The organism is Nonomuraea sp. NPDC050202, from assembly GCF_040656115.1.
Classification (GTDB): Bacteria; Actinomycetota; Actinomycetes; order Streptosporangiales; family Streptosporangiaceae; genus Nonomuraea.
In genome coordinates this window covers 96,169-120,376 of record NZ_JBFALF010000024.1, presented here as the reverse complement: position 1 = coordinate 120,376, position 24,208 = coordinate 96,169, and the positions used below count along the sequence as shown (strand labels likewise).

Annotated in this window: 18 protein-coding genes and 6 pseudogenes; 11 read left to right on the top strand and 13 right to left on the bottom strand. The window is 63.6% G+C overall.

Going from position 1 to position 24,208, the window contains the following annotated elements:
* Positions 1-117: 117 nt before the first annotated feature.
* The 4 genes from AB0I79_RS43115 to AB0I79_RS43100 form a co-directional block, all read right to left on the bottom strand.
* Complete coding sequence (locus AB0I79_RS43115) at positions 118-825, bottom strand: hypothetical protein (protein WP_357886114.1); 708 nt, start codon at positions 823-825, stop codon at positions 118-120.
* Positions 822-1,775 (bottom strand): hypothetical protein, encoded by a 954-nt coding sequence (locus AB0I79_RS43110; RefSeq protein ID WP_357886112.1) that lies wholly within the window; start codon positions 1,773-1,775, stop codon positions 822-824. Before AB0I79_RS43110 ends, AB0I79_RS43115 begins: the two co-directional genes overlap by 4 nt.
* Entirely contained in the window at positions 1,765-2,697 is a 933-nt protein-coding gene (locus tag AB0I79_RS43105; protein ID WP_357886110.1) for a hypothetical protein, read from the bottom strand. Before AB0I79_RS43105 ends, AB0I79_RS43110 begins: the two co-directional genes overlap by 11 nt.
* 388 nt (positions 2,698-3,085) lie before the next feature.
* Positions 3,086-4,018, bottom strand: a complete 933-nt coding sequence (locus AB0I79_RS43100; RefSeq protein WP_357886108.1) for an HNH endonuclease — start codon at positions 4,016-4,018, stop codon at positions 3,086-3,088.
* 512 nt (positions 4,019-4,530) lie between these two features.
* Between AB0I79_RS43100 and AB0I79_RS43095 the strand changes: the two genes are divergently transcribed.
* Complete coding sequence (locus AB0I79_RS43095) at positions 4,531-4,809, top strand: CopG family transcriptional regulator (protein ID WP_357886107.1); 279 nt, start codon at positions 4,531-4,533, stop codon at positions 4,807-4,809.
* Positions 4,806-5,231 (top strand): hypothetical protein, encoded by a 426-nt coding sequence (locus AB0I79_RS43090; protein WP_357886105.1) that lies wholly within the window; start codon positions 4,806-4,808, stop codon positions 5,229-5,231. The genes AB0I79_RS43095 and AB0I79_RS43090 overlap by 4 nt, the downstream gene beginning before the upstream one ends.
* Before the next feature lie 373 nt (positions 5,232-5,604).
* On the opposite strand, the pseudogene AB0I79_RS43085 reads toward AB0I79_RS43090, so the two are convergent.
* Positions 5,605-5,906, bottom strand: a pseudogene (locus AB0I79_RS43085) (IS630 family transposase); the annotation flags it as partial.
* 73 nt (positions 5,907-5,979) lie between these two features.
* Between AB0I79_RS43085 and AB0I79_RS43080 the strand changes: the two are divergent.
* The 3 genes from AB0I79_RS43080 (at position 5,980) to AB0I79_RS43070 (ending at position 7,289) form a co-directional block, all read left to right on the top strand.
* Positions 5,980-6,510 (top strand): hypothetical protein, encoded by a 531-nt coding sequence (locus tag AB0I79_RS43080; protein ID WP_357886103.1) that lies wholly within the window; start codon positions 5,980-5,982, stop codon positions 6,508-6,510.
* Positions 6,511-6,720: 210 nt separating this feature from the next.
* Positions 6,721-7,086 (top strand): transposase, encoded by a 366-nt coding sequence (locus tag AB0I79_RS43075; RefSeq protein WP_357886101.1) that lies wholly within the window; start codon positions 6,721-6,723, stop codon positions 7,084-7,086.
* Positions 7,002-7,289 carry a transposase gene (locus tag AB0I79_RS43070; protein ID WP_357886214.1) on the top strand — a complete coding sequence of 96 codons (288 nt, stop codon included), beginning with the start codon at positions 7,002-7,004 and terminating at the stop codon, positions 7,287-7,289. The genes AB0I79_RS43075 and AB0I79_RS43070 overlap by 85 nt, the downstream gene beginning before the upstream one ends.
* Positions 7,290-7,294: 5 nt before the next feature.
* Here AB0I79_RS43070 and AB0I79_RS43065 read toward each other — a convergent pair.
* From AB0I79_RS43065 to AB0I79_RS43055, 3 pseudogenes are all read right to left on the bottom strand, one after another.
* Positions 7,295-7,717 (bottom strand): annotated as a pseudogene (locus AB0I79_RS43065) (IS5 family transposase); the annotation flags it as partial.
* Positions 7,718-7,763: 46 nt separating this feature from the next.
* Positions 7,764-7,841, bottom strand: a pseudogene (locus tag AB0I79_RS43060) (hypothetical protein); the annotation flags it as partial.
* A gap of 67 nt (positions 7,842-7,908) precedes the next feature.
* Positions 7,909-8,109 (bottom strand): annotated as a pseudogene (locus tag AB0I79_RS43055) (transposase); the annotation flags it as partial.
* Between the two features lie 73 nt (positions 8,110-8,182).
* On the opposite strand from AB0I79_RS43055, the pseudogene AB0I79_RS43050 reads away from it, so the two are divergent.
* Positions 8,183-8,290: pseudogene (locus tag AB0I79_RS43050) on the top strand (transposase); the annotation flags it as partial.
* A gap of 871 nt (positions 8,291-9,161) precedes the next feature.
* On the opposite strand, the gene AB0I79_RS43045 reads toward AB0I79_RS43050, so the two are convergent.
* Positions 9,162-9,782, bottom strand: a complete 621-nt coding sequence (locus AB0I79_RS43045) for a hypothetical protein (protein WP_357886099.1) — start codon at positions 9,780-9,782, stop codon at positions 9,162-9,164.
* Positions 9,783-9,924: 142 nt separating this feature from the next.
* Positions 9,925-11,790, bottom strand: coding sequence for a DUF262 domain-containing protein (locus AB0I79_RS43040; protein WP_357886097.1), 1,866 nt, complete (start codon positions 11,788-11,790; stop codon positions 9,925-9,927).
* A 272-nt stretch (positions 11,791-12,062) separates the two neighbouring features.
* Here AB0I79_RS43040 and AB0I79_RS43035 point away from each other — a divergent pair.
* Positions 12,063-13,096: pseudogene (locus AB0I79_RS43035) on the top strand (IS630 family transposase).
* 155 nt (positions 13,097-13,251) lie between these two features.
* Here AB0I79_RS43035 and AB0I79_RS43030 read toward each other — a convergent pair.
* The 3 genes from AB0I79_RS43030 to AB0I79_RS43020 form a co-directional block, all read right to left on the bottom strand.
* Positions 13,252-14,955, bottom strand: a complete 1,704-nt coding sequence (locus AB0I79_RS43030; protein WP_357886095.1) for a DUF6119 family protein — start codon at positions 14,953-14,955, stop codon at positions 13,252-13,254.
* A gap of 229 nt (positions 14,956-15,184) precedes the next feature.
* Complete coding sequence (locus AB0I79_RS43025) at positions 15,185-15,493, bottom strand: hypothetical protein (protein WP_357886093.1); 309 nt, start codon at positions 15,491-15,493, stop codon at positions 15,185-15,187.
* Positions 15,494-15,517: 24 nt separating this feature from the next.
* A complete protein-coding gene (locus tag AB0I79_RS43020) occupies positions 15,518-15,712 on the bottom strand; it encodes a hypothetical protein (protein ID WP_357886091.1) in 195 nt (64 codons plus the stop codon).
* Between the two features lie 185 nt (positions 15,713-15,897).
* On the opposite strand from AB0I79_RS43020, the gene AB0I79_RS43015 reads away from it, so the two are divergent.
* Genes AB0I79_RS43015 through AB0I79_RS43000 form a run of 4 tightly spaced genes read left to right on the top strand, consistent with a single transcriptional unit; the run spans position 15,898 to position 24,023 of the window.
* Complete coding sequence (locus AB0I79_RS43015) at positions 15,898-17,937, top strand: hypothetical protein (RefSeq protein ID WP_357886089.1); 2,040 nt, start codon at positions 15,898-15,900, stop codon at positions 17,935-17,937.
* A 17-nt stretch (positions 17,938-17,954) separates the two neighbouring features.
* Positions 17,955-19,559, top strand: coding sequence for a class I SAM-dependent DNA methyltransferase (locus AB0I79_RS43010; protein ID WP_357886087.1), 1,605 nt, complete (start codon positions 17,955-17,957; stop codon positions 19,557-19,559).
* On the top strand, positions 19,552-20,778 hold the full coding sequence (locus tag AB0I79_RS43005) for a restriction endonuclease subunit S (protein WP_357886085.1): 1,227 nt from the start codon (positions 19,552-19,554) through the stop codon (positions 20,776-20,778). Before AB0I79_RS43010 ends, AB0I79_RS43005 begins: the two co-directional genes overlap by 8 nt.
* Positions 20,775-24,023, top strand: a complete 3,249-nt coding sequence (locus AB0I79_RS43000; protein WP_357886083.1) for a type I restriction endonuclease subunit R — start codon at positions 20,775-20,777, stop codon at positions 24,021-24,023. The genes AB0I79_RS43005 and AB0I79_RS43000 overlap by 4 nt, the downstream gene beginning before the upstream one ends.
* Positions 24,024-24,208 lie beyond the last annotated feature (185 nt).

Below are 24,208 nucleotides of genomic sequence, written 5' to 3'. Positions count from 1 at the left end.
CTCGAGGTTAGCTTGCGCAATGTCGCGGATGTGATTGTCCTCCATTGACTTGGAGAGGGCTATGGCTTGCTCGAATGCTGTGATCGCGTCGTCGAAGCGGCGCACCCCCAGAGGTGATCACCTCAGATGCGATTTCATGCAGAGGGCAATGTCGTCGAGGAAGGATGGGTCGTAGCGGTCGTCTACGTGGTTGCTGTTCCATAGTCCGGAACTGCGTACTTTGGGGTTGGCGGCGTGCAGGCCGAGCCAGACAGGGGAGGGTGGATCGACCGTTCCGGTGCGCTGAGATAGAAGTGCGATGGCGTTCGCTTCGATGGTGCTGCGTTGTTCTCGGTCCGGTACGTCGAGCCAGAGCAGCGGCATGGCGGCGATCTGGGCGGTGACGGCGAGCTCGAGGGGGCGTTCGGCTTGTCGTTGCTGGGAGGTCACGTGGTTCTTCGGCCAAGATTGCGCTATCTCGGAGGGCCAGTGGCCGGTGGCGAGGAGCGCGGTGCCGACATGGCGGCGGAATATCGAGCCGCGTTGGTTGCCGCCTCGTGGATTTGTTCCGTTGATGGGGCCACGGTGTTGAGCGAGTCTGGTCCACAGGCTGGTGCGTGAGGTTGCGGTCAGCGCGTGGGTGCCCACCCGCACGACGCGGGGCCGTTTTCCGTCGGTGCGGGTCTCGCCGTCTTCGAAGAAGAAATACACGCCGCACTGTGGCCAGCCGCTGGTCGCAGAACAGTTGAAGAGGCGGCGTGCCCCGCCGATCTGCTCAGCAAGCGCGTCGAGGAGGGAGTAGAACCGGTCGGTGTCTTGTTGGCGTTGGGCCGCGACGTGGTTCATGTCAGGTGCTCCACGGTGATGCTCGCTGGATAGTGCTGGGCGGGACTCCGCATCCAAAAGCAGGCGAATGCGTGGCCGAGCCGACGTGGCGTCTCTCGCATGGCGATCCCGCCTTGGGCCATGCCGGTGACGGTGACCAAGAGTCCGGTAAGGCCGGCGCGTTGCCAGTTCACGCGTCGTAGCAGCCGCGCATAGTCGGTGCTGGCCGCAGCAAAGGCCACGACGGTCGGCACGCCAGCGTGTCGGCACTCCGCGATCAAGAGGTCTTCCAGCAGGCCCCGCGGCCAATCCGCCAAATGCATGATCTTGTCGTACGTGCCGATCGGTTCGTCGGCGCGCAGCAGGCCATAACCGCCACTGAGGATGACAAGCGGCGCCTTCTCGGTTACGGCACTGGTGAGAGCATCCTGGGCGGCCGTGTAGAACTCCCCGGAGTAGCGGCGCCAGGCGGGGAGCACGTAGCGTTCCTCCACGCTGGCCGCCTCCCGATTGCGTTCACGGGCTGAAAGAAGTGCAGACGGCCACTGGGGCGCACGTCCGGTCCAAGCCTCGCCGCCATCACGCTTGCGTTTCGAACAGGGGATCACGAGTAACGCGTCACGGGGCATGATCTGTTGCAAAATCCGCATGCTGCGGGTGGGCGTGGGCGCGGTCGGCGTCGCTGAGTGTCGTGGCACCGTGAGGATGGACGGCCGGATCGGGCTGCTGCGGCAAAAGATGATCGCTCGTCCTGGCTCCACCCGTACGAGGGTGTAGCCGGCGGCACGCCAAGCACGGGTGTGGGAACGGTCCCCGTGCCACCACTGCGGATAGTGGCGGATCGCCGAGGCCGGAATCGTACCGACGATCCTGCCCAGCTCGCTCCAGGAGAGGGTCACCTCATCTTCGGATTGGGCGGACAGGAATGCGGTGAGCTTGGCCCAGTCGGCCCGCCCACCCTCAGTCGGCACGGCGGCCTGCTTGCCAGACGTGGTGGCATCCTTGGCAACGGTAGACGTCCCAGTCGACGTAGTGCCATGGTGCCGATGTGTCGTCAGCAGCGGCGTCGGGATCGTCGTAGGCCCAGCCCTGGTAGGTGCCGATTTCGACATCCGCAGATCCGCACCGTCTGCAGGGATTTCGGGGTGTCCGCGACCAGCGATGGTCACAGGTGGTGCACACCAGCCGGATGCGTCCATCAGGCAGTCGTCTACCTCGCACGTCCTCCTCGGATCCACACACCGGGCAGTCCAGGTCCGTGCGTGGCCCTGCCAATGGCGCCTCGCGAGGAATGAGTTGCGGCACACCGTCCTGGTCGATCTCGATATTGAAGGCGCGTCGTACGCCGGGTGCCACTGCCCAGAACACCGTGGCGCCAAGCCTCGACAGCGCGGCGATCTTCCGCTGTGTCGTGTTCGCCGGTGCCGCGACCTGGCGCGCCGTTGTGGCACGCATTTCGGCGAGCATGAGGTCCAGCGACGCGGTGTTGCGCTTGGCCTCGGCCACCACCACTGGCCGTCCACTGTCGTCAAGGGTTGCCAGATCCAGTGCGTCGTACTCGAATGCCACCTGCCGCGCTGGCCAGCGGTGCTCGATCACCAGCTCGGCGAACGCCGCGATCTGTACCAAGTATTCGCGATTGAGTAAGGGGGCCGGGCCTCGCGAGAACAGGTTGTAGGGCCCCTTGTTCCGCGCGGCGCCTGCGAGCCGGAATACTCCATCGGGCTGTATCTCCACCAGGCCAGCGCCACGAGCCAGGGCCAGCCCGTTGGCCTCGTCCACGAGCAGAGGCGGCCGGAGCCGCAGTGACTGGTCGGGCAGCCGCCGCTCACGGGCGAACGCAGACGCCCATGTGCTCAGCTGACTACTGCACGCCGCGAGGAGATCATCCATTTCTACTCCGATGTCCGCTCTGACCATAAACCGGTCCACTGACAAAAGCCCGCTGTACGTCCCTGCTAAGCGCTGTCGCTCAGGTTCAACGGAAGTGGGCGGACCTGCCCGCCGTACAGATCACAGGCGGCGGCTCGTGTTTGACCGGGAGGCTTCGCCATAACTCGACCTGCAGTTTCTTATCGTGCGCGGAAGCCGATGCGTTCGCATCGCAGCTCGGTCAACTTGCCGGCGCTGCGCGCACTTGTAGGGTAGAACTCGTCCTCAAGGGTGCGGCTAAGTCGGACAAGTCAGCGCACGAGTCCGGAGTCAGCACCGCTTCTTGCTGGTGGGCCACGTTCCGCCGTGGGTTCATCCACTCCGAGTGTTCACATACCGTGCGTTCGGCCTACGTACTTAGGAACACCTCATCGAGGTGCCACTCGAGAGCCTCGCGATTCGGCCGGTCCCGAGGTCGGTCCGGAACGTTGATTTCCTGTCCGGCCCGGCGGTAGAAATCCTCACCGTTCCCGAACTCCTCGCGCAGTCTCGGGCTGACCAGCAGTCGGTGCTTGGGATCGATCGCCAGGTAGCCGCGATCGAACAGCGTGTGCACGTCCGACCGGACGAGTAGTCCGTTGTCCAGGCGATGTTCGCCGCCCGCCGCGACCGGGCGGATGTGGGCTGCCTGCAGGACCGGCCGGATCCGGTCGCCAGTGATCGCGCATCGGCGTTCGTACGCATGCAGGACCACGGCCTGAAAGGCCTGCTGGCCGAGCCTGCGCGGGGCCAGCCGAGGATCGCCGTAGACGGGTCCGTCGCGATGCCACGGCTCGGACAAGTCGACGTCCCCACCGATTCCGATCCTGTGCAGCAGATCATGGAAGTAGGCGGCGGCCGGGTGGACGGCCAGATCGTAGCTCTTGCCCTGCACGATATTGGGCGCGAAGTCCGGCGGCGGCCCGGCGATGCGGTCCTCCTGGAAGAAGAAGACGTCGCGGATGATGACGCACCCGATGACCGGGTCCTCCCCGGGGGTCATTGGCCGGCTGCGGTACCGTCCGACCTGGTGGCGTAACTCGACCAGGCTCGCAGCGCCGTTGCCCTCCCCGAAGAACTCCCATGCCTCTGAGACACGAAGTGGCGCGAAGCCGCTGAAGAAGCCGCCACCGACCACGCGGTTGTGCGGGTGGTGGGTCTTGAAGAAGAACGGTTCGCCATGGTCGAGCGCACGGAATTCGCGACCGCTGGAGGGACGCCAGAAGTTGACCTCTGTGAGGGTCGGGCGCGCGAAGAGGAACCGGTACCAGCTTTCGTCAGTTATCCCGACGTACGCCTTCACGGAGGCAATTGTGCATTTTTTTGATCAACCTCGCCAGAGGGCCGATACTCGACCCTCGCAGGGGCCAGGAATACCTCACGGTCCGATCAAGGGTGAGATGCCTGCCGTGCCGGGCGGACGGAGGACAGGTAATCCCGGGATTACCGCAGCGGGTTCGCGGGCTATACCTTCGAGTTCATGCGTGAGCCGGGTCGCGTCCGATGTGCTGATCTCAAGCAGCGGGCGCCGGAGGCGGATGGACCAGGTGTTCTCGTCGGGTGTCAACGCGTCCAGCCGCGGAACGAGCGGAGCCAGGTCCACGCTTCGGCGCCAGCCGTACGAGCGCGGAAGCCCATCGGACCGCACCACATGGTGCCTAGAGAGGTAGCGGTGCCTATCCAGGGGAACCGACGACAGGCTGCGTCTCCCCGCGCTGCAGGGTTCGGCATCCGAGTGGCGATCGTGGTTGGCGGACAGCGAAAGCGCACTGAAGCGCTGGTAAGGAGGCTGATACCTGGAGTATGGTCTCTAGTATGGCGACTAAGAAGGTAACGGTTACGATCCCCGAGGAACTTCTCGACGAGATCCGCGCGGAGGCGGCAGAGCGGGGCCTGTCGGCGTACGTCGCCGAGGCGTTGCGCTTCAAGCGTGACCGGGACCGATTGCTGGAACTGGTGAACTGGCTGGAGGAAGAATACGGCCCGGTCACCGAAGACGAGCGCGTGGCAGCAACCGAGGAACTAGAAGAACTCGACGCCGAGCACGAGCGCCGCCGCGCCAGTGGAAAGCGCAACGCAGGAGAGGCTGCGTGAGCAAGCGAAGCGGTGAGGGCGGGCAGACCCCGCTGCGGATCTTCGTGCTCGACTGCGAGGCCTTGTCCCTCGCTGTGCGGGGCGACCGGAAGATGATCGCCTGGCTCGATCTCGCCGCCCGGGGTCAGGCGGAGGTGGTGACGTCTCCGATGACGGTGGTCGAGGCATACGACGGCAGGATCACCGAGCAACGCTGGGACTGGGTGCTCTCCCGGCTCAACGTTGCCGGCATCGGGAAGGACCAGGCCCGCGAGGCCCGCCGGCTCCTGGCCGACGCCAAGCTACACGGCCACAAGTACGCGATCGACGCCGTGCTCGCCGTCATCGCACGACAGCAGAAGGGTCAAGTCACCGTCTTCACCTCGGACGTAGACGACCTGGAGAAGCTCGTCCCCGACACGATCGTCGTCAAGAAGGTATGACCTTTCTGCGCTCGTCACCGGATGTGCGCTCATCTTTAGGAGAGTGGGGGCAACTTGGCCCGCCCGGGCGGGTTGAGCTGGGAAAATAGTCTATGCAGCGCCTTGGCTGCGCAAGATCATCCCGGGTATGTCCCCAACCCTGGTCCTGAGCGCAGGCACCTCATCCACTGGCAAGACCCAATCGACACAACCACCGGAGCGTAGCCCGTACGGATGCGGGCGGTCGATCGTTTCGCCGAAGGTGCCACGGGGACGCAGGTGTCGGCTGAGTTCCGCATCAGCCGGATATCGGCGCCCAGTCGGACCAGCCGCCCTGCAGTCGCTCCTGGGACGTTTCGTCGCCGCCTACAATTACCAGCGCCCGCACCACTCGTTACCGCTCAGGGCCACCCGCAGAGAAGGGGGTCGCTGTGGTCAGCAGTTGGCCGGGTGAGCGGGCGCGGAAGAGGGCCGTGGATCTGTCTGAGTTGGCCGCGCTCCAGGTGGCCGCGGTGTTGGCGATGAACGCCTTCTGGGCCGCCCAGACGCGTTTGACCGGGTTGTCGTGCGGGCTGTAGCACGCACCGTACAGCAGCTCCAGCTGGGGTGCTCGGCCAGGTAGGCGGTGACGGCCTTGGCGTGGTGGATGCTGTTATCGCAGATCACCACGATCGCTGGGGCGGCCGAGAAGGCGGCGGGCCTGGCCGATGGTCGCCGGGAAGGATGTGGATGTCCTGTCGCCGCCGAAGGTTCCGCTAGCGTGTCGCTTGTGACCGACGCTGCTTCCTATCTGCTGATTCTGAGTGACCGGCAGGCCATTGCCTGGGTTCTACGTGAACAGCGGATGGCATTTCCCGCCACCTCGCGAGCGGAAGTGGCGGCGTTGCGGGCCGGGGATGAGCTGCTGATCTACACGACTCGGGGCGCCTCCCGGAATCCTACGCGAGACCGGGGTCGGATCGTCGGACGGGCTGTGGTCACTACGACGCCGGGGCCGCTCAATGACCCGGTCACCTTCGCAGGACGGACCTTCGTGACGGGGTGCGAAATCAGGCTGGAGGTGCTCGCCGCGTGGGGGACCGGCGTGGAGCTTCACACACTGGTGGACGAGCTGTCAGTCTTTCCCAATCCCGCAGCGTGGAGCATCATGCTGCGACGGCCGCTCCTCCGGCTGCCGGAGGAGGATACCCTTCGCATCTGGGAGAAACTGGAGCCGCTCGCCGGGAACCCAACAGACAATTTGGTCGGCTACCTGGCGCATGACCGTCTCCCGGCCGTGCAGAGGCGACTACTGCGGTGAGTCTGTGCTCACCGGCCCGTCACCTGGGGCTGGCGGCGATCGCCCCGACCACGAGCGGTGTGCACTGAGAGCCTGCTGACGAAGGACTTTGGTGGCGAGGCTCGAGTCAGGAGAGTGTTGGGGTGCGGTCATCATTGGGCCGTTGACCGGTGAACGGGAGCGGGCTCCCGGTAGCTGAGGTGTTGTCTAAGCAGCTCAGCGGCCAGGAGCTTGTGGTTGTCTGTCTACACGCCAGCAGCCGCGAACGCCAGCGGTTGCGCCTCACCGGGATGCGCATGTCGCGACCGGATACCGGCATACCCGTCGGATCTCACCGACATCGAATGGCAGGTGCTGGAACCCGAGGCGCGAGGCATGATGGCCGAGCTGGTCACGGTGACAGGCCGGCCGATGGTGCATGACCTGCGCGCGACGCTGGACGCGATCAACTACGTGACCCGGTACGGGATCGAGTGGCGGGCCCTGCCGGTCGACTCCCGCCGCACGAGGCGATTCATGCGTTCTTCCTGCGCTGGTCCCGGCGTGGTCTGCCCGAACGGCTGGCCGGGCGGCTGCGTGGTCGTCTGCGCGTTCTGACCGGACGGAGTGAGCTGCCGACGGCCGGCTGCGTGGACTCCCAGACGGTCCAGGCGGCTGAGACTGTCGACACGACGACCTGCGGATACGACGCGGGCAAGAAACTGAAGGGGCAGAAACGGCACGTCGTGGTGGACCCTCTGGCTGCTGTATGCGTGATGGTCACCGCCGCGTGCGGCGCAGCGACGACCTGCGCGGCTTAGAGCTGCTAACGCAATGAGGTGAGGCGGCGCCAGCAGATGAGGGCGCAGGCCAGTTTGAGGAAGGCCTGGTGGATGTCTGCGCGGACCTCCCAGCGGATGCGCAGGCGGCGAAAGGCGTGCAGTAAGGCGAAGGTCTGCTCGACCACCCAGCGCTGTTTGCCCAGGCCGGAGCCGTGTTCAGTGCCGCGGCGGGCGATCAGCGGACGGATCTGCAGCGCGCGTACGAGGTCGCGGTACTTGTCGTGGTCGTAACCCCGGTCGGCGAGCACGACATCGGGGCGCTGACGGGGCCGGCCGCGCTTGCCGCGCACCTTCGGGATGGCGTCCAGCAGCGGCCGCAGCTGGGTCACATCGTTGCGATTGCCGCCGGTCAAGATGACGGCGAGCGGTATGCCGGTGGCATCAGTGATCAGGTGGTGCTTGCTGCCGGCCCGTCCCCGATCGACCGGCGACGGGCCCGTCTGCGGCCCCCTTTTAGGGCTCTGATGTGGGAAGAGTCCACCACAGCGCGGGAGAAGTCGAGGGCATCGGCGGCTCGTAGCCGATCCAGCAGCACCTCGTGCAGGCGCTGCCAGACGCCGGCGGCGTTCCACTCGGCCAGGCGTCGCCAGCAGGTCATGCCGGAGCCGTAGCCAAGCTCCTGCGGCAGGTGCTCCCACGCGATCCCGGTGTGCAGCACGAACAAGATGCCCTGCAACGCCAGCCGATCATCCAGCCGCTTGCGTCCCGGATGCCGGAATCGACGCTCACGTTGGGGCAGCAACGGTTCGATGACCTGCCATAACTCGTCACTGACCTCCCAGGGCTTCAGCCGCGCCATCCCGCTCCTCTCGCCACCACTACAGCGAGAGATCAAAGCACAACTGAGATCATTCTGTTAGCCGCTTTTAGTGGTTCTTCCGCACAGGTGGGTGGTGGAACGAACCTTCGCCTGGCTGGTTTGCTACCGCCGCCTGGTGCGGATCTATGAACGCAAGCCTGAGCATCACGAAGCCCTGATCTGGTGGGCCACGGTGCACCAGATGACCCGCTGCCTGACCCGCGAACTCGCCGGCCGTTCACCCGCGAGCCGCTGGCATGACCCACCACGGCTCCCGCACCTGTCCAGCCCCGCCCGGCGAGGCAAGGTCCTGCAACTCCTGGCCGCACAGCCCTGGCGGGCCTGGAGAAGCAGCGAACTGGCCGCCCTCCTCGGCATCGAGAACATCAACAGCTTCCGTGTCCAGCTGTCCCAATGGTCCCACCACGGCTACATCAACAAGATCGGACCGGCGCTCCAGGCGGTCCGCCACGGCCAGGGCCTCCGACGAATCACCGTTGTGGACGAACGCGAGACGCGGGAGGTGACCCCGTCGAGATCTCCTCCTGGATCAACAAGACCAAGAACGAGCGCGCTCGGCTGGAGGGGAGAGCTGAAGGCGGTCCCGGCTGCCGCGGCGCATCACCGTCGCCGAGATCAGGTCGATAATCGAGGAGGTTGGGGATCTGGTGCGGCTCATCGGAGAGGGCTGACCCGGATGACAAGGCCAAGCTCTACGCCCAGCTCGGTCTGCGGCTCACGTACTACCCAGAAAAGCAATATGTGGAGGCCCGGATCGGACCGGAGCCCCCACATGTGCGTGCGGGGTGTGTCCGAGGGGGAGCGCCACCGGCTGCACATGGCCCACCGCTATGGCCGGCTCCATACACCGGATTCGTGTCGCTTGACGCATTTTTCACCGCCGCCCCCGGCCAAGTGATTAGCCGGGCGCTGATTGGGGACGTCATGAAACCACGGGAGCTTATCCAAGCCGCTGTCTCCTGCAGCTCGGGAGCTGTCAAGGTTGTATTGCTGGGCAGAGAAACGCTTTTGTCTCCGAAGGGGATGGACGGTCAGGATATGGACTGCCAAATCTTAAACGCCCGCTCGACTTCAACCTTCAGTTGCTCCAGCTTGGGAAACTCGTCCTCAATCATGTCCCAGTCACAGATCAAGCAGCCATCGATGAGGGCTGTCCAGGCCATACCGAAGTGTTCCATGCAGTAACGAATATGTTCTGGGTATGCCAGGACGTGGCGACCCAGATGCTGGAGGCGTTCCCTCTCAATTTGGGCCTGCTTTTCGGGCATGCGTCGTACGAACGGCGACGGAATTGGCATAGGCCCGCGATCTGGGTTGAGAATTTCCGTTCCCCGATGGTGAAGCTCAACTGTCTCGCGGATGAGTTCCTCGAAGTCTTGTCGGTCTACCGTGGACACTTGGCGGAAGAAGGAGTCAATCACCCACTGCCATTCTGCTGCCTCATATGGGCCACGTCCATGCCATACGGTCAGTCTCGCGTGAAGTGAGCGGATGGCGTCCCCGATCTTTCTCAGACGTGTGACAAGGGCGTCATGTCGTGTAAGCATGTCATCCACGTGTTCCTGTCCGAGATCGGCCTCGTCCTCGGTTCCTAGCACATCGAGCCAAGGACCTGGGAAATTGCTATCCTCAAACTCATGGTCATTGCCCATGGTCACATCCTTTGCAAGGCAGTGCTTGAACTGAAGGGGTCATGCATCCAGTTCTTGATAGGTGGATAGGAAGGAAGCAAGGGACTTGTCCGTAATCGCTCAAAGGGCAGGTCGCCTGTGAAGTAAAGCAGTATCTGCCTTTTTATAGCTCGCTGCCGGCCTCGAGGTCGTCAAGGTCGGGTACGACAGCGGCGTCTTCGGGGTCGAACTGCTGCAGGCTCTCGGCTCCATCGCCTTCATCGAGGTCGTGCTGCACCGGCTTGCCAGTCGCATCCTCGATGAGAGCGATGAGCTCCTGCATGCGCTTATTGAAGAACGCATCGAAGTCGTCCGCCCGTAGCTGTGCAGCATCCACCAGGTGCGTGTCGATGAGTGCGTCGAGCTGAGCGGCACCGATCGCTGCCTTTTTCTCGATCTTGGGTAGGTACACGGATGGCGCCGCGCCTCCGATCGCGCGGTTGGTCTCGGCCGAAAGGGGGGTCTTGTTGACGATGCTCTCCCGCCGGCTCGGATCGATGCCGTGCTCGAGACACCACTTGGACGGAAAGATGTGATGGATGTCCACGGCCAGATCAACGTATTGAATCTTGTCGAATGCCTTGTGGTACATCCAATCCTTGGCGCCATGCGCCAAGACAAGTGCGTAGATCCCCTTGTAGGCGGCCGCGTTCCGGGTCCTCAATGAGAGAAGCCGGGAGGAAGCGAAGGTGCAGTCTGCGACAGTACGGGGTGCCGCCGCCGTGGTGCCGCGTGCCCAGCCAGGGACCTGCTCGACATCGCGGGCGAACCGGGTCTCACTGGCGGAGCCGTACAGCTCACCGATGATGCCGCACCAGAACCACTGAGCGAGCTTGGCACGCACGCCGTGCAAGTCCGCGTCATTGCCAAGGATGACCTTGATCGCGGCAAGCGGAACGAGCTGCTTCGGATAAGGGAGAAACTTCACGTCGAAGATGTGAAGATCGGCAAGGAACGTCGATGTCCATACGAAGGCGTCACGAACCGGCTGTACCCACTCCAGGTAGTCGTCAAGGGCGAGCTTGAGCAGGTCCTCTTTCCGCGCCGACACCGCCGGCGGTCGGCCGGATGTGTCCTTCCTGGCTCGGCTCAGCGTCGCCAGCAGACTGACTGTTTGAAGGAAGTCCGTGTTCTCGACTGCTGCCAGGACAGGATGTGCGGCAAAGCCCTTCTGAGTGGTGTGCCAGTCATCGTTGAGACGGAAGTCCGTGCCGTGGGCATCGAAGTACTTCTTGTCGCCAGCAAAGGTGGCGGTGAGGAGCTCGAAGACGTTCAGCGGCAGACCGCCGGTGTTGACCTTCTCGAAGACCGTGGCAACGGCCGCTTTGCTGGTCGTCTCGTCCAACTCGATGGCGGGGATGTTGTAGGTCGAGCAGGGCTGGATGACCTTCGCGTGGAATGCAGAAATTTGGCCCTTGTCCTCACAGGCGAGGATCCATGTGATGGTGTCCGCCTCCCCGAAGAGAAGACGGACGGGGAAATATCCGTGCGCACGCTCAAGCTCGGGAGAAGACAGATCAAGCTCGATATCTTTGCCGAAGTTGCTGCGCAGGACCCCATCTCCGGGCATGGATACAACGGCTTCGTCGATGCGCTCCTCGCCAAGCAGCGCAGTAGCCATGTGCACGTAGTAGCGGCGATCCATGAGCTTGCCTCGGCTGTCCTTGGTGTGGACGACGCCGTTGCCCGTAAGAGCCTGCGTGAGCGAGGTGAGCCGCTGCTGGCCGTCGAGGAGCAGCAACCCGGGCTCGGTATTTGGCGGGAGAGCGACCCCTTCGACCGCGCGGGGCTTGAACCGGATCTGATCGTTGCCCGTCTTCAGCATCATGACAACACCGAGCGGATGACCACGGAGGATCGTTACAAGGAGTTGGCGGATGCGCTCGTCCTCCCATTTATAGCTGCGTTGGAAGTCTGGGAGCTGGATGCGCCCGTTAGTGGTCCACTTCAGGTAGTCGGCCAGCTTGTATAGCGGGGTTTGGAAGCTCATGCTCACCCGTCCTCGTCGAGAGCAAAGGCTGGTGCCATGGTAATGGTAAGGTAACGGAGCGTCAGAAGCTTTGGTCCTCTCGATTGACTCCCAGTACCGTGTTGTGTTGGCGCCCGTGGAGCAGCGCGTCGTTCTAAAGCGCGTATCCAGAAGTTCTGCGCGTAGCAGGACGTGAGATCGTCAAGGCGGACAGGCGTTGACAGGGTTCTCGCCGGGGGTTGGATCGAGGTTGCTGAGACCGTCTTTCCCGCCCCGGCGAGGTCGTGGTCAGTATGCGCCCTCCTGTCGTGTTCGCCAATGCTCCGGCCGCGTCGATCGAGCAGCTACAGGCGGAGTTACGCGGCCGCTGGCGGCAGGCGACGCGGGCGGTGATGGTGCTGCTGTCGCTGCACGGGCTGCCGGCGGCGCAGATCGCTGACCTGCTCGGCTACGACCCGGGCACGGTGCGCCGTTGGATCGGGCGGTTCAACCGGCTGGGCGTGGCGGGCCTGGCCGACCGTCCCCGTCCCGGACGCCCGCGGCGCGGTGGCCGGCGGCTGGTGCAGCGCATCGCCGCACTGCTGGCCCGGCCGGGACCATGGACATCGCACAGTTGTGGCGGTACCTGAACCGGCCCGCGCTGAGCCGCCACACCCTGTATCGGCGGGTGCGGCTGGTGGCCATCTGGCGACGACCCAAGCTGATCGCCAAGGGCGACCCGGACCGGTGGCGGATCCTGCTCGACATCACCGCCCGGTTGCGCGCGCTGCCGCGCGACGCGATGGTGTGGGCCGCCGATGAGACCCACGTGCACTGGCTGCCGCACGTGCGGGCCAGTTGGACGCAGCGCACGCATCGCCCGGAGATTCTCACGCCCGGCAAGAACCGGCAGGTCACCGTGCTCGGCGCGCTGGAGTTGACGACCGGCCGGTGGGTGTATCGGCTGGGTCGCCGGCGCGCGGCCGACTTCCTGCTCCTGCTCGATCTGGTGCTCGCCGCGTTCCCGGCGGCCCCGGCAATCGTGGTGATCTGTGACAACGACAGCATCCACCACGCCAAGGTGGTTACCGCCTACCTGGCCGAGCACCCTCGCCTGGAGTTGCTGTACGGAGCGCGCTACAGCCCGCACGACAACCCGGTCGAACGTGTCTGGACGGCGTTGAAGGCGTTCATCGCCAACACCGCAGTCACCTGGCCCGGCCGCCTGAGACAGATCCATGCCTTCTTCCGCGCCCGCTCACCCGACCAGCTCCTGGCCGCCGCGATCCCCGAGGTCAGCCCCTGGCTCCCCGCCGGTTACAAGCGGAACTATTGGAATGCTGTTTAGCTATAACTAGCAGCGGGCGCAGCTGGGTGTCGTCGTTACGGTTCGCGTCGGTTAGGATGACCGCAAGCGGGGACGCCGGTAGCCTCCTTCCGTGCCCGGACCTATGGGAACCGGGAGGTGAGATTCCTCCCGGTCCACCAGTGATCACTGGATCCCTATGTCCTGGAGATGGAGACGATCTCCAAGCGAGCCCCCATTCCCTCGAGCACCGTCGCCGTGTGCAGCAGCGAGACCTTGGCGAAGGCGAACAGGGAATCCGAGGTCAGCGGGACGCCGCCCTTGAGCATGATGCCGAAGACGACGGTCGGGGAGCGGAAGGTCGTGTCCACCTGGTGACCCGGGGAGAGCTGATCGATCTTGGCGCGGAACTTCGCCTGGACTTCGCGGTCGTAACGCAGAGCCTCGACGGCGACCCGGCCCTGTGCGAACAGGTGGTTCAGCTCGGCGGTCTTGTCGGCCTTCTTGACGCAGATGAGCTGCCCTGCCGGGCCCAGCGCATCGCAGATCTCGAGGCCTCCGCCGCGCAAGCGGCTCGTATGTACGGTGTTCTTATCGAACAATACGTATCCGTCCTGCTTGGCGATTTCCTTGTTGTACCAATCTTCGTCGTGCTTCTTTCCCGGCGGCGCTACCGCCCAGGGGGGCAGCGTGACGCTCGCGGGGCGGGCGAGGAGTTCCTCGATCCGCTGCTCCATGACGGTGAGGTACTCCGCGCCGATCTCATACCACCGCCTCTGCCAATAGAAGTAGTGGGCGATCCCATCCGACACCTCGGCGGTGAGCCAATGATCGGCCGGGACCTTGCCACTGAGCTCGTCCGTACCGGCGGTGTCGGCGAACATCTGGATGCGACCCTGTCGCAGCGTCTCCAGGCGGCTTCCCGGTGCCAGATGCCGGACGGCCTTAACGAACAAGTCCGTGTCGAGTTCGTCGTGCTGCTGAGAGCGCCGAGCGAGCGTCACCGTGAAGGTTTCAGCCTGCTCGAACCGGTCTCGGCACACGGTGGGCACCGCCAACGCCATGCGGCGGGTATCGCCCTGGCCGAGCATGTCGTCGAGACGCGCGTCGAGGGCCTTGGTCGAGTCGAAGCTCGGGTTGAGCTGCCGAACCTGGGCGATGAACTCGAACTCAGGCAGCGGGTTGGGGCGAGCGCACACCTCCTCGATCGCGCGGAGATCCTCAAGCAGGGTCGCCGGGCTGTTGCCGAGGTGCAGCTTGACCGACCGGTCATTGCTGGTGATGTTCGCCGGCCGAGTGCGGTCCTTGGTGAAGGTGAGCGGGACGCCGGTGATCTGACCAGAAATCTGGTTGACGATCTCACCGAACTGTTCGATCCCAAAGCTGCGGATGTGCTCTCCACTGGTGGCGGAGTTCTCATCGCTACGCCCGCGAGCGTCCATGAGTTGGCGGCGCACCCTGGTGATGCGACTTTCATTGAGGCAGCGGATGGCGAACTCGATGCCGAACCCGGGATCGATCCGAGACTGGTTGATCAGCAGGTGACCCATGCCGTACGTGAGGGCGTACACGGCCTTATCCGTGCGGATCAGAAGGAGGCCGCAGGAGGTTCGGTTCTCCTCCTCGACGGTGTGGCCGCTCAGCGTGCTGAGAACATCACACCAGTCGGCCGGCCCGGGAGCGATCGTGCCGGAGACGAGCAGCCCGACGAGACCGCCCTGGTCGACCTTGCGAGCGCTGAAGCCCTCACGCTCCAGATAGCGCGGCTGTACGAATGCGCGGAGGTCTTCACAATCCTCCGTGTCAGAGCCGCGCAGCCTGTAGAGAGGGGTCTTACGGGTTTCCGGCGACTTCTTGGTTCTCCTGGCCGCTGCGCGGCCGTCAGACTTCTGATTGATCACGTAAATCCTCGCGGATGATCAGGGGCTGAATGCCCAGGTCTGGTGGGGAAGGTTGCGGACGGAGCGAGTCGTGGCTCCGGCGGGCGTGGGCGGCGGATGTGCACAGAGAGCGTCTTTCAGGGGGTTGCTTAGGAGGATGCGGCGGGGTCGCCACCTCCTCGCGCTGGAGCGATCGAGGAGCTTCCTTAGCTCCGGTAGATGTAGGCCATCTTGCTCATCCGACCCGCTGCTACTCCTGGCAGCGGTTGGCCTCGAAGTACTCGCCCTTCTTGAGGGCGACCCGGGTCTGGCCTTTGATGTTGTCGTTGGCGATGATCGAGCCGAGCTCGCCGGAGGCGTCCTGCAGGCGCGCCCAGTAGCAGGGATGGGATCCAGCAGAGCCGGCGGTCTTGTAGGTGCCAGGCTTAATGTCCTCGCCGACGAGATACTGGCCGTCACCTGGAATAGTGGTGGCGGGCCCGGTCTCCTCCTTCGGCTCGGATACTGGCTCCTCCGACTCGATGGCCTCCGCGGACTCCGACTCGACCTCCTCCGTCACGGGGACGATGGGTTGCGGCGGTGCCTACCCGTTCGGCTCGTCGCCGCTCGAGCCGATGCCGACACCGACCACGAGGGCGATGAAGGCGGTCAGGCCGTACGACAGCCAGTGTCTGCCTAGCCGCGGGGGCTGCGGCGGGATGGCCTGCGTGGGATGCCAGCCGCCGCCAGGGAACTGCTCGCCCGGCTGCGGCACGGAGTGGGGGTGGTAGTGGGCCATGGTTGAGTCCTCTCGCGGTACGGGCGTCACGGGGCCGTGCGGAAAGGACTGTGTCAGATCCGAAGCTATCGAGTTATCCAACTAGCTGATAACCCCGGTTATCAGGGCTATTTATATATTAGAGAACGCTGCGTCGTAAGGTAACGATTGCTTCGCCCCAAGAAGCCCTGAAGAAGGCGGTGACCATGGCTGAGCAGTTTCAGTGGCTGATCTCCTTCGCCGAGATCGCCGTCTTGGCACAGGTCAGGCGACCAGTCCCCAGCAACTGGGCGCGCCGGCACGACGACTTTCCCCAGCCGGTCTCCCGCGAAGGTGGGAGACCGCTCTTCGACGGCCGGGAAATCATCGACTGGCTGCTGGAGACGGGCCGCGGCAACGCCGACCAGCGGCGGCTCCGAGGCGAGCTCGCCTTGCATACCTTGACCTCCTGGCGAGGCCGTCTGCCGGGACGGCTCCTTGTAGATGCGCTTACCTCGCTCATCTGTCTGCGGAGCCAGCTTGACACTCCGCTGGCTCCCATCGACTGGAATCAGCTTCTTGTGCAAGCGTCCCGTGCCGACTTCGAAGACGCTTACCTGCTGGCCGAGTTACGGGCAATACCTGAGGTATTCGCCCCGAGACTTGCTGCGCTCGCCGATGAGCTGGTCGAGGCCGCCTATACGCCGGCCGAGGCTCTGGAGTGGGTGCTCGAAGCGCGTCCACGCCTGGGAGAGCCGATGACCGAGGTCCCCTCCCTCTTATTGACGGTCACGCTCGCCAAGCTGTCCGGCATCGGAGAGCTCGACGACGGCGGCATCGTCGCGACGCCGTACGCCCGCAGCGGTGAACTGCTGGTCGCGTTGCACGCCCAGGCCAAGGAAGAGACGGGGCACTCTTATCTGGCCGCCGACCCCGACCGGGCCTTCGTCCGGCTCGTGCGCCGCCGGATGCTCGCGCGCCAGGTCTACGACTTCCAACTCGGCGTGGCCGAGGGGCTGGAGCTGGACCTTGATGACTGGGGTGATCCGCATATCGTGCTCTGCGCTTTGCCGTATGAGCCGAGCGAGACGCGCGATGCGGTGGCGGTGCTGGAGCGGGTGCAGGCGCTCACCGACCTGCTCAGGCCGGATCGTACGGCGGTCGTGCTGGGGCCGGCCGATGTTCTGGTCGGTCCACTCGCTCCCCATAGTGACGCGGATCTGCTGCGCAGATCGTTCCTCACTGATGGACTGCTCAAGGTGGTGGCGTGCCTTCCCCGAGGGGTGTTCTCGTACTGGCCCCAATATCGGACGGCGGTATGGGTGCTCACTCGCAAGCAGACCGGTCTGGTGTTCCTCTCGGACCTGTCCGATCGCCCGCTCAGCGAGCGTGCGCTCGACACCCTTGTAGAGGACGTGCAGGTTTTCCGGGCGGCCGGGTGGCGGATCGATCGTCGGCATGCGATGCGCCATGGGGCAATTGTGCCGATCAAGGAGCTTGATGATCAGCCTGGCGCTGCTTTCACACCGCAGCAACGCCCGCCCGAGAGCCGTTACATCCGTCTGGTCGTGGAGCGTCCCGTACGCATCTCCGAGTTGGAGATCCGGCTTGAAGAGCTACTGGCCCAGCGAGATCTTTATGACGGGCCCGCCCTCCGTACGTACGCCGCCCTCCGTCCCGAAGGCCGTCCGGTGCAGCGGACGACGATTGGCCGGATGCTGAAAGAGCGCCGCTTGCGCTTGCTTCCGGGACATCGCATCGCCCCCGAGCACCTCATCTCCGGTGGCGATCATCCGGTGCTCACTCCCGCTGAGGTTACTGGCGACGCGCCGGTAGGTGGCCGGACCATCGACCGGCTCGTCTTCGCCTCCGCGTACGAGCACGCCAAGTTCACTCGCCCCGGAGACATCGTCGTCACACCGGACTTCGGCGTATACGTCGATGCAGAAGGACTATCAGTGGTCGCCCACCCCGCGCGTATTCTGCGTGTTCGTCCTGGAGCCGAGCGGCCGGTGCGCTCCCGCGTGCTGGCTGCGCTCCTTCGTGCCGCCGGAACGCTTTACGCCGCCCAGCGCCTGGAGGATTTATCTGTTCCAGATCTGGCCCCAGACGAGGCAGAAAGGTACGACACTCTTCTGACCGAGATCGAGCAGCGCGCGGCGCTCCTACGCAGGCAGACCGCGACACTGGACGAGCTCACCCGCCTCACCGCCGCCGGCCTGGTCGACGGCACCCTGACGATCCTGCCCTCGCCCGAGACCACCTGAAGGAGAAAGGTCACTCGATGCCCCCAGCCAAGAAGCAAGAGGAACTGTTCAGCGCCTCCTCGACCAAGGAGATCCGCGATATCCTTTGGAAGGCCGCCGACAAACTCCGCGGCTCCCTGGACGCCGCGCAGTACAAGGAGTTCGTGCTCGGCCTGATCTTCCTCAAGTACGTCTCCGATGCCTTCGAGGAGCGCCGCACCGCGCTGGCCAAGGAGTTGGCGGAGGAGGGCATCTCCGATGAGCGGCAGGCGCAGTTCCTGGAGGACAAGGACGAGTACACCGGGCACAACGTTTTCTGGGTGCCCGAGCAGGCGCGCTGGTCATCGATCGCGGCGAACGCCAAGAGCATGGGCGTCGGGCGACTGCTCGACGGGGCGATGGACGCGATCATGCGGGAGAACGCCGCGTTGAATGGTGTCCTTCCGAAGATCTTCAACCAGGATCGGGTAGATCAGAAGGTCCTCGGCGGGTTGGTGGACCTCATCAGCGACGCCCGCTTCTCCGGGCATGGAGATCAGCGGGCACAGGATGTGCTGGGTGAGGTGTACGAGTACTTCCTCGGGAACTTCGCTCGGGCCGAGGGCAAGAAGGGCGGTGAGTTCTACACGCCGAGCAGTGTGGTGCGGCTGCTGGTGGAGATCTTGGAACCGTACGAGGGCCGCGTCTATGACCCCTGCTGCGGTTCGGGCGGCATGTTCGTCCAGGCCGGCAAGTTCATCGAGGCGCACGCGGGCAATAAGAATGACATCTCGGTGTACGGCCAGGAGTTGAATGAGCGCACCTGGCGCCTCGCGAAGATGAACCTCGCCATCCACGGTATCGACGGCAACCTGGGTCCTCGTTGGGGCAACACCTTCGACGACGACAAGCACCCCGATCTCAAGGCAGACTTCATCCTGGCTAACCCTCCGTTCAACATCAAAGACTGGCCTCGCAACGAGTCCGATCCTCGCTGGAAGTACGGCGTCCCCCCAAAGAACAACGCCAACTACGCCTGGCTCCAGCACATGGTTAGCAAGCTCGGTGAACGGGGCACAGCTGGCATCGTCCTGGCCAACGGCTCCATAAGCTCCCAACAGAATGGCGAGGGCGAGATCCGCAAGGCCCTAGTCGAAGCCGACCTGGTTGCCTGCATGGTCGCCCTGCCACCCCAGCTCTTTCGCACCACCCAGATCTCGGCGTGTCTCTGGTTTCTCGCTAAGGACAAGACCCCGCAAGGTGGCAAGCGTCTCGCCGACCGCCGCAGCGAAATCCTCTTCATCGACGCCCGCAACATGGGTGAACTGATCGACAGAACCGAACGCATCTTGACTGAGGCCGACCTCGCGAAAATCGCTGGTGTCTACCACGCCTGGCGCGGAACTGCCTCTGCCCGTGAAGCCGGTCTCGTGTACGCCGACGAGCCAGGTTTCTGCTATTCGGCCGATCTAGAGAAGGTCCGATCTCATGGTTATGTCCTCACACCGGGACGCTATGTCGGTGCGGTGGAGACGGACGAGGAAGACGTCGAGGCGATCGCAGGGAAGATCGCAACGCTGACAAAAGAACTATTCAGCCTTTTCGACAGGTCGGATGAATTGGCCCATACTGTTCGCGAGCAGCTAGGGAGGATTGATGGCTGAGTGGCCCATCGCTAAACTGTACGAGCTAGCAGCACCAGGAAAGAACTCTATGGCAACTGGGCCGTTTGGCTCCTCCATCGGCTCTCGGTTCTTCCGGGAAGAAGGCGTCCCAGTAATTCGCGGAAGCAACCTGAGCCTCAGTGTGAGCGAACGCCTCATCGATAGCGGTATCGTTTTTGTAGACGAATCGAAGGCGAGTGAATTCCCGCGCAGTATCGCGCGAAAAGGGGATCTGGTTTTCACCTGCTGGGGCACCATTGGCCAAGTCGGGCTCATTGATGAGCGGGCCCGCTTTGATCGGTACATCGTCTCCAATAAGCAGATGAAACTAACCCCCGATCCTAGAGCTGCAGACCCACTATTCCTCTACTACGCGCTGTCGTCCCCTGAAGCGGTGGCCCAGGTGCAGGGGGCTTCCATAGGTAGTTCGGTACCAGGCTTCAACCTTACACAGCTCCGGCAGATCGAAATTCCATGCCCGCCCCTCCATGTGCAACGAGCCATCGCTGGACTACTAGGAGCGCTGGACGACAAGATCGCTGTCAATGAGCGCCTCGCGGACGTAGCAGATGCGCTTGCGCAATCCATTTTCCAGATTCGAGCAAAGAACAGTCGTTCCCTTTGCATGTCAGATGTTCTCACTCCAATTCTGGGTGGCACACCGGATCGTAAGATAGGCGCCTACTGGAAGGGGAGCGTTCCCTGGGCTTCCGCTAAAGATGTCACAGCGTCCCGCGCCGGCGTCGTGCTTGACACGGAAGAGAAGATCACTGAACTCGCTGCCGAGAAAACGCGAGCGAAAAAGCTCCCGGCAGGATCGGTGATCCTAACCGCTAGAGGTACAGTCGGTCTCGTCGCAAGAGTTGCTCAACCGACAGCAATCAACCAGTCCTGTTATGCATTCGTGCCCGGAAAAATTCCCGCTTCTATTCTCTTGCATATGGTGCGCGCAGCTTCGGAACATATGCTAGGTATTTCGCATGGAACGGTATTCTCCACCGTCAACATGAAAACTTTTGATCATGTTGAGGTCCCGGCGTTTTCTCTTCGCGAGTTGACGGAGTTGGATCAGGAGATTTCCCCCCTCCATCAGGTCGTCGAAGCGAACCTCCGTGAGTCTCGTAAGCTCGCTAGCCTCCGTGACTTGCTCCTCCCCGAACTTATGTCCGGCCGTTTCCGTGTCAAGACCGCCGAGAAAATCGTTGAGGATGTGACATGACTCCACCCTCCCCTCAATTCCGCCCCCTGGAGATCGACTGGGAGCTTCTCGCACTTGAGGAGTTTGGCGAGCTGGCCTGGGTCACGGCTGGCGGTAACGAGTTCGCTCCCGGTTCAGGACACCGTAAGTCCTGGGATGATCTAATTCTCTATACGGACCTGCAGGAGGCGGTCGAGCGGCTCAATCCCGCGCTGCCTCCGGAAGCTGCTCGCGACGCGGTCGATCATGCGACTCGGGCCACGTCAAGCGACGCGTACGAGGAAAACCGCACCGCTCATAGGTATCTCACGGAAGGCATCCGTTCGGTCACATACACGGACGAGTTCGGTGCCGAGCACAACCCCACCATTCGGCTTATCGACTTCGCTGATGCCGGGGCGAATACGTACAGGGCCTTGCGGCAGGTGACCGTCATCCAGGGGGAGAAGAACCGTCGATTCGACGTCGTTCTCTACGTCAACGGCCTGCCGATCGCCGTACTCGAGATCAAGCGTGGTGGCGACGAGCACGCTACGTTAGAGGACGCGCACGCCCAAATCGGCTGGTACGTCCACGACTTTCCGATGGCGTTCCGCTTTAACGCCATCGTCCTGCTTTCCGACGGCGTCACCGCCAAGTACGGCACGCCATTCACTCGCTTCGAACACTTCTCTCCGTGGAACGTGGACGAGGACGGCGAGAAGGTGGAGTCGCTAGACGGCATGGGGCTGTCGGAGTCGGCGCAGAATCTCGCGCTGCACGGCCTTTTCACCCAAGACCGCCTCCTTGAGTTGATCAGCTCGTACATCGATTTCGTGCCGTCGAAGCGGAGCAAGCGGATCGCGAAGCCGCACCAGTACTTCGCGGTCAAGCGGGCGGCGGACGCTGTACGCGAAGCAGCCGCCACCGACGGCCGGGCTGGCGTGGTCTGGCACACGCAGGGATCCGGCAAATCCGAAGAGATGAAGCTGGTCTCCAATCTGGTGATGCGCGACCCGGCGTTGCTCAACCCGACGATCATCCTCATCACCGACCGGAACGACCTGGACGATCAGCTCTACTCCACGTTCCTGGAGAGCGCGATCCTCCCGGAAAAGCCTAGGCAGATCATGACCCGGGTTGAGCTCCGTGCAGAGTTGGCCGCCAAGCGGACCGGCGGCATTCTTTTCACGACGCTGCAGAAGTTCGGCCGTACGAAGAGGGAGAAAGAGTCCGGGACCGACCACCCGCTCCTGTCCGACCGGCGCAACATCATTGTCATCGTCGACGAGGCGCACCGCAGCCACTATGACACCCTTGATGGCTATGCGCGGCATCTGCGCGACGCGCTCCCCCACGCTACCCTGCTGGCCTTCACCGGCACCCCGATCTCCGAGGCCGATCGGAACACCCGTGAGGTCTTCGGGGACTACATCGACATCTACGACCTGAAGCGCGCTGCCGATGATGGCGCGACGGTGAAGGTGTACCACGAGAGCCGCGTCGTCGAACTGGTCTTTGATGGAGAGGCTGACCCCGAGAAGATCGACGAAGAGGCCAGCAAAATCACTGATGGCCTGGACGACACTGAGCGCCGCCGCATCGAGCAGGCCGTCGCCACGATGAACGCCATGTACGGTGCGCCAGCCCGCATCCGTGACCTCACTGCCGACCTGGTCGCCCACTGGGAGGAGCGGCGCGAGCGGATGAAACCGTTCGTTGGCGTCTCCGAGGCAGGTGGTGCGCCTGGCAAGGCCATGATTGTCTGCGCCACTCGAGAGATCTGTGTCCGTGTGTACGAGGCCTTGCGCGCGCTTCGCCCGGAGTGGCATGACGACGACCCGGCCAAGGGTGTCATGAAGATCGTGTTCTCCTCGGACTCCCGGAAGGACCCTGAGCATCTGCGGGCCCACGCGCTCCGCGACTCACAGCGCAAGATGGTCATCAACCGGGCAAAGGACCCCGACGACGAGCTGGAACTGCTCATCGTCAACAACATGCTGCTCACCGGTTTCGACGCGCCGCCGATTCATACCATGTACCTGGACCGCCCGCTCAGAGGCGCCAATCTGATGCAGGCACTCGCCCGTGTCAACCGGCGTTTCCGCGGCAAGGAGGACGGTCTGCTCGTCGGTTACGCCCCGCTGACGGAGAAACTTCAGCAGGCCATCGCCGAATACTCGGCGGCTGACCAGAAGGACAAGACCCTCGGCCAGGACCTGGACCGCGCGCTGGATGAGCTGCGCAACGAGTACGACATTGTCGACGGCATTCTGCGTGGCATCGACTGGCGCGGCATGCTTGCGTCGCCGAGTCAGAAGGCCTTCATTGATGCCGCCTTCCGTACAGCGAACTACCTCCGCGACACCAGAACTCCGGGCAATAACCCGGAGAAGCTGGAGGATCCGAAGCAGAGCCTGGGGAATCGCTTCCGCGAGCACGCGCACCGCCTGGAGCGCTTCTATGCGCTGACCTCCACCTCAGCCAAAATCGGTGAGCGGTTCCCGGACATCCCCATGTGGCGGCGCCACATCCAGTTCTTCGTCGAAGTCCGGATCTACATGGCCAAGCTCGACGCGATGGATCGTGAAGCGCGCGGGTTGCCGGTAGGACGAGATGTCGCGCTCTACCTTGATCAGCTGACCTCCACTGTAGTGGAGACCAAGGGCGTGACGGACCTGTTCGCCGAGGCTGGCTTGGAGATGGCCGATCTGACCCACCTCAACGAGGCGATGATCGCCAAGCTGACCAACAGCGAAACCCCGCACCTCGCGGCTGAGGCGCTTCGCAGGTTGATCGAGCGGAAGATGCGTGAGGTCACCAAGAACAACATCGTCCGCCAGACGACGTTCTCCGAACGGCTCCAAGACCTGATGGTTAGGTACATGCGTGAGCAGCTCACCAGTGCTGAGATTATCGCCAGTCTGGTCGAGCTGGCAAAGGAAATCGTCAACGATCCAAAACGCGGTAAGCAGTTCAGCCCTGAACTGAACGACAAGGAACTCGCCTTTTACGACGCGGTGGCCGCACATGGCACCGCGCGTGAAGTGATGGGTGACGAGGTGCTCGCGGCCATCGCCCGGGACCTGGTCGTCAAGGTGAAGGCGAACCTCAAGAAGGACTGGATCGCGAGAGAGCCGGTACGTGCTCGCCTGCGAACGACGATCAAGCGTCTCCTCGCCCGCTACAACTATCCCCCCGACCAGGAAGTCAAGGCCATCGATCTGGTTCTGCAGCAGATGGAGCACTTCGCTGACATCTGGTCCCAGGACGGTACCGGCAACTGACGGAGCTTATTGCCCGGAGTCTCGTTGGCGCCTGTCGCATCGGCGACAGATGTGTCCAACGCCTACGGCATGCTAAGGTTCGACGCCACAGCCGACTGATGAGGTGTTCCGGCAGCTGGTGCTCGCCCGGGTGATTGAACCAGTCAGCAAGCAGGACAGCCTGCGGGTACCGGACGAACCGGGCA

Coding starts and splice junctions, on each gene's coding strand:
- AB0I79_RS43010 (WP_357886087.1), top strand. CDS start 17,955: ATGCCCCCAGCCAAGAAGCAAGAGGAACTGTTCAGCGCCTCCTCGACC.
- AB0I79_RS43020 (WP_357886091.1), bottom strand. CDS start 15,712: ATGGCCCACTACCACCCCCACTCCGTGCCGCAGCCGGGCGAGCAGTTC.
- AB0I79_RS43045 (WP_357886099.1), bottom strand. CDS start 9,782: ATGGGCAATGACCATGAGTTTGAGGATAGCAATTTCCCAGGTCCTTGG.
- AB0I79_RS43000 (WP_357886083.1), top strand. CDS start 20,775: ATGACTCCACCCTCCCCTCAATTCCGCCCCCTGGAGATCGACTGGGAG.
- AB0I79_RS43015 (WP_357886089.1), top strand. CDS start 15,898: ATGGCTGAGCAGTTTCAGTGGCTGATCTCCTTCGCCGAGATCGCCGTC.
- AB0I79_RS43095 (WP_357886107.1), top strand. CDS start 4,531: ATGGCGACTAAGAAGGTAACGGTTACGATCCCCGAGGAACTTCTCGAC.
- AB0I79_RS43115 (WP_357886114.1), bottom strand. CDS start 825: ATGAACCACGTCGCGGCCCAACGCCAACAAGACACCGACCGGTTCTAC.
- AB0I79_RS43005 (WP_357886085.1), top strand. CDS start 19,552: ATGGCTGAGTGGCCCATCGCTAAACTGTACGAGCTAGCAGCACCAGGA.
- AB0I79_RS43040 (WP_357886097.1), bottom strand. CDS start 11,790: ATGAGCTTCCAAACCCCGCTATACAAGCTGGCCGACTACCTGAAGTGG.
- AB0I79_RS43105 (WP_357886110.1), bottom strand. CDS start 2,697: ATGGATGATCTCCTCGCGGCGTGCAGTAGTCAGCTGAGCACATGGGCG.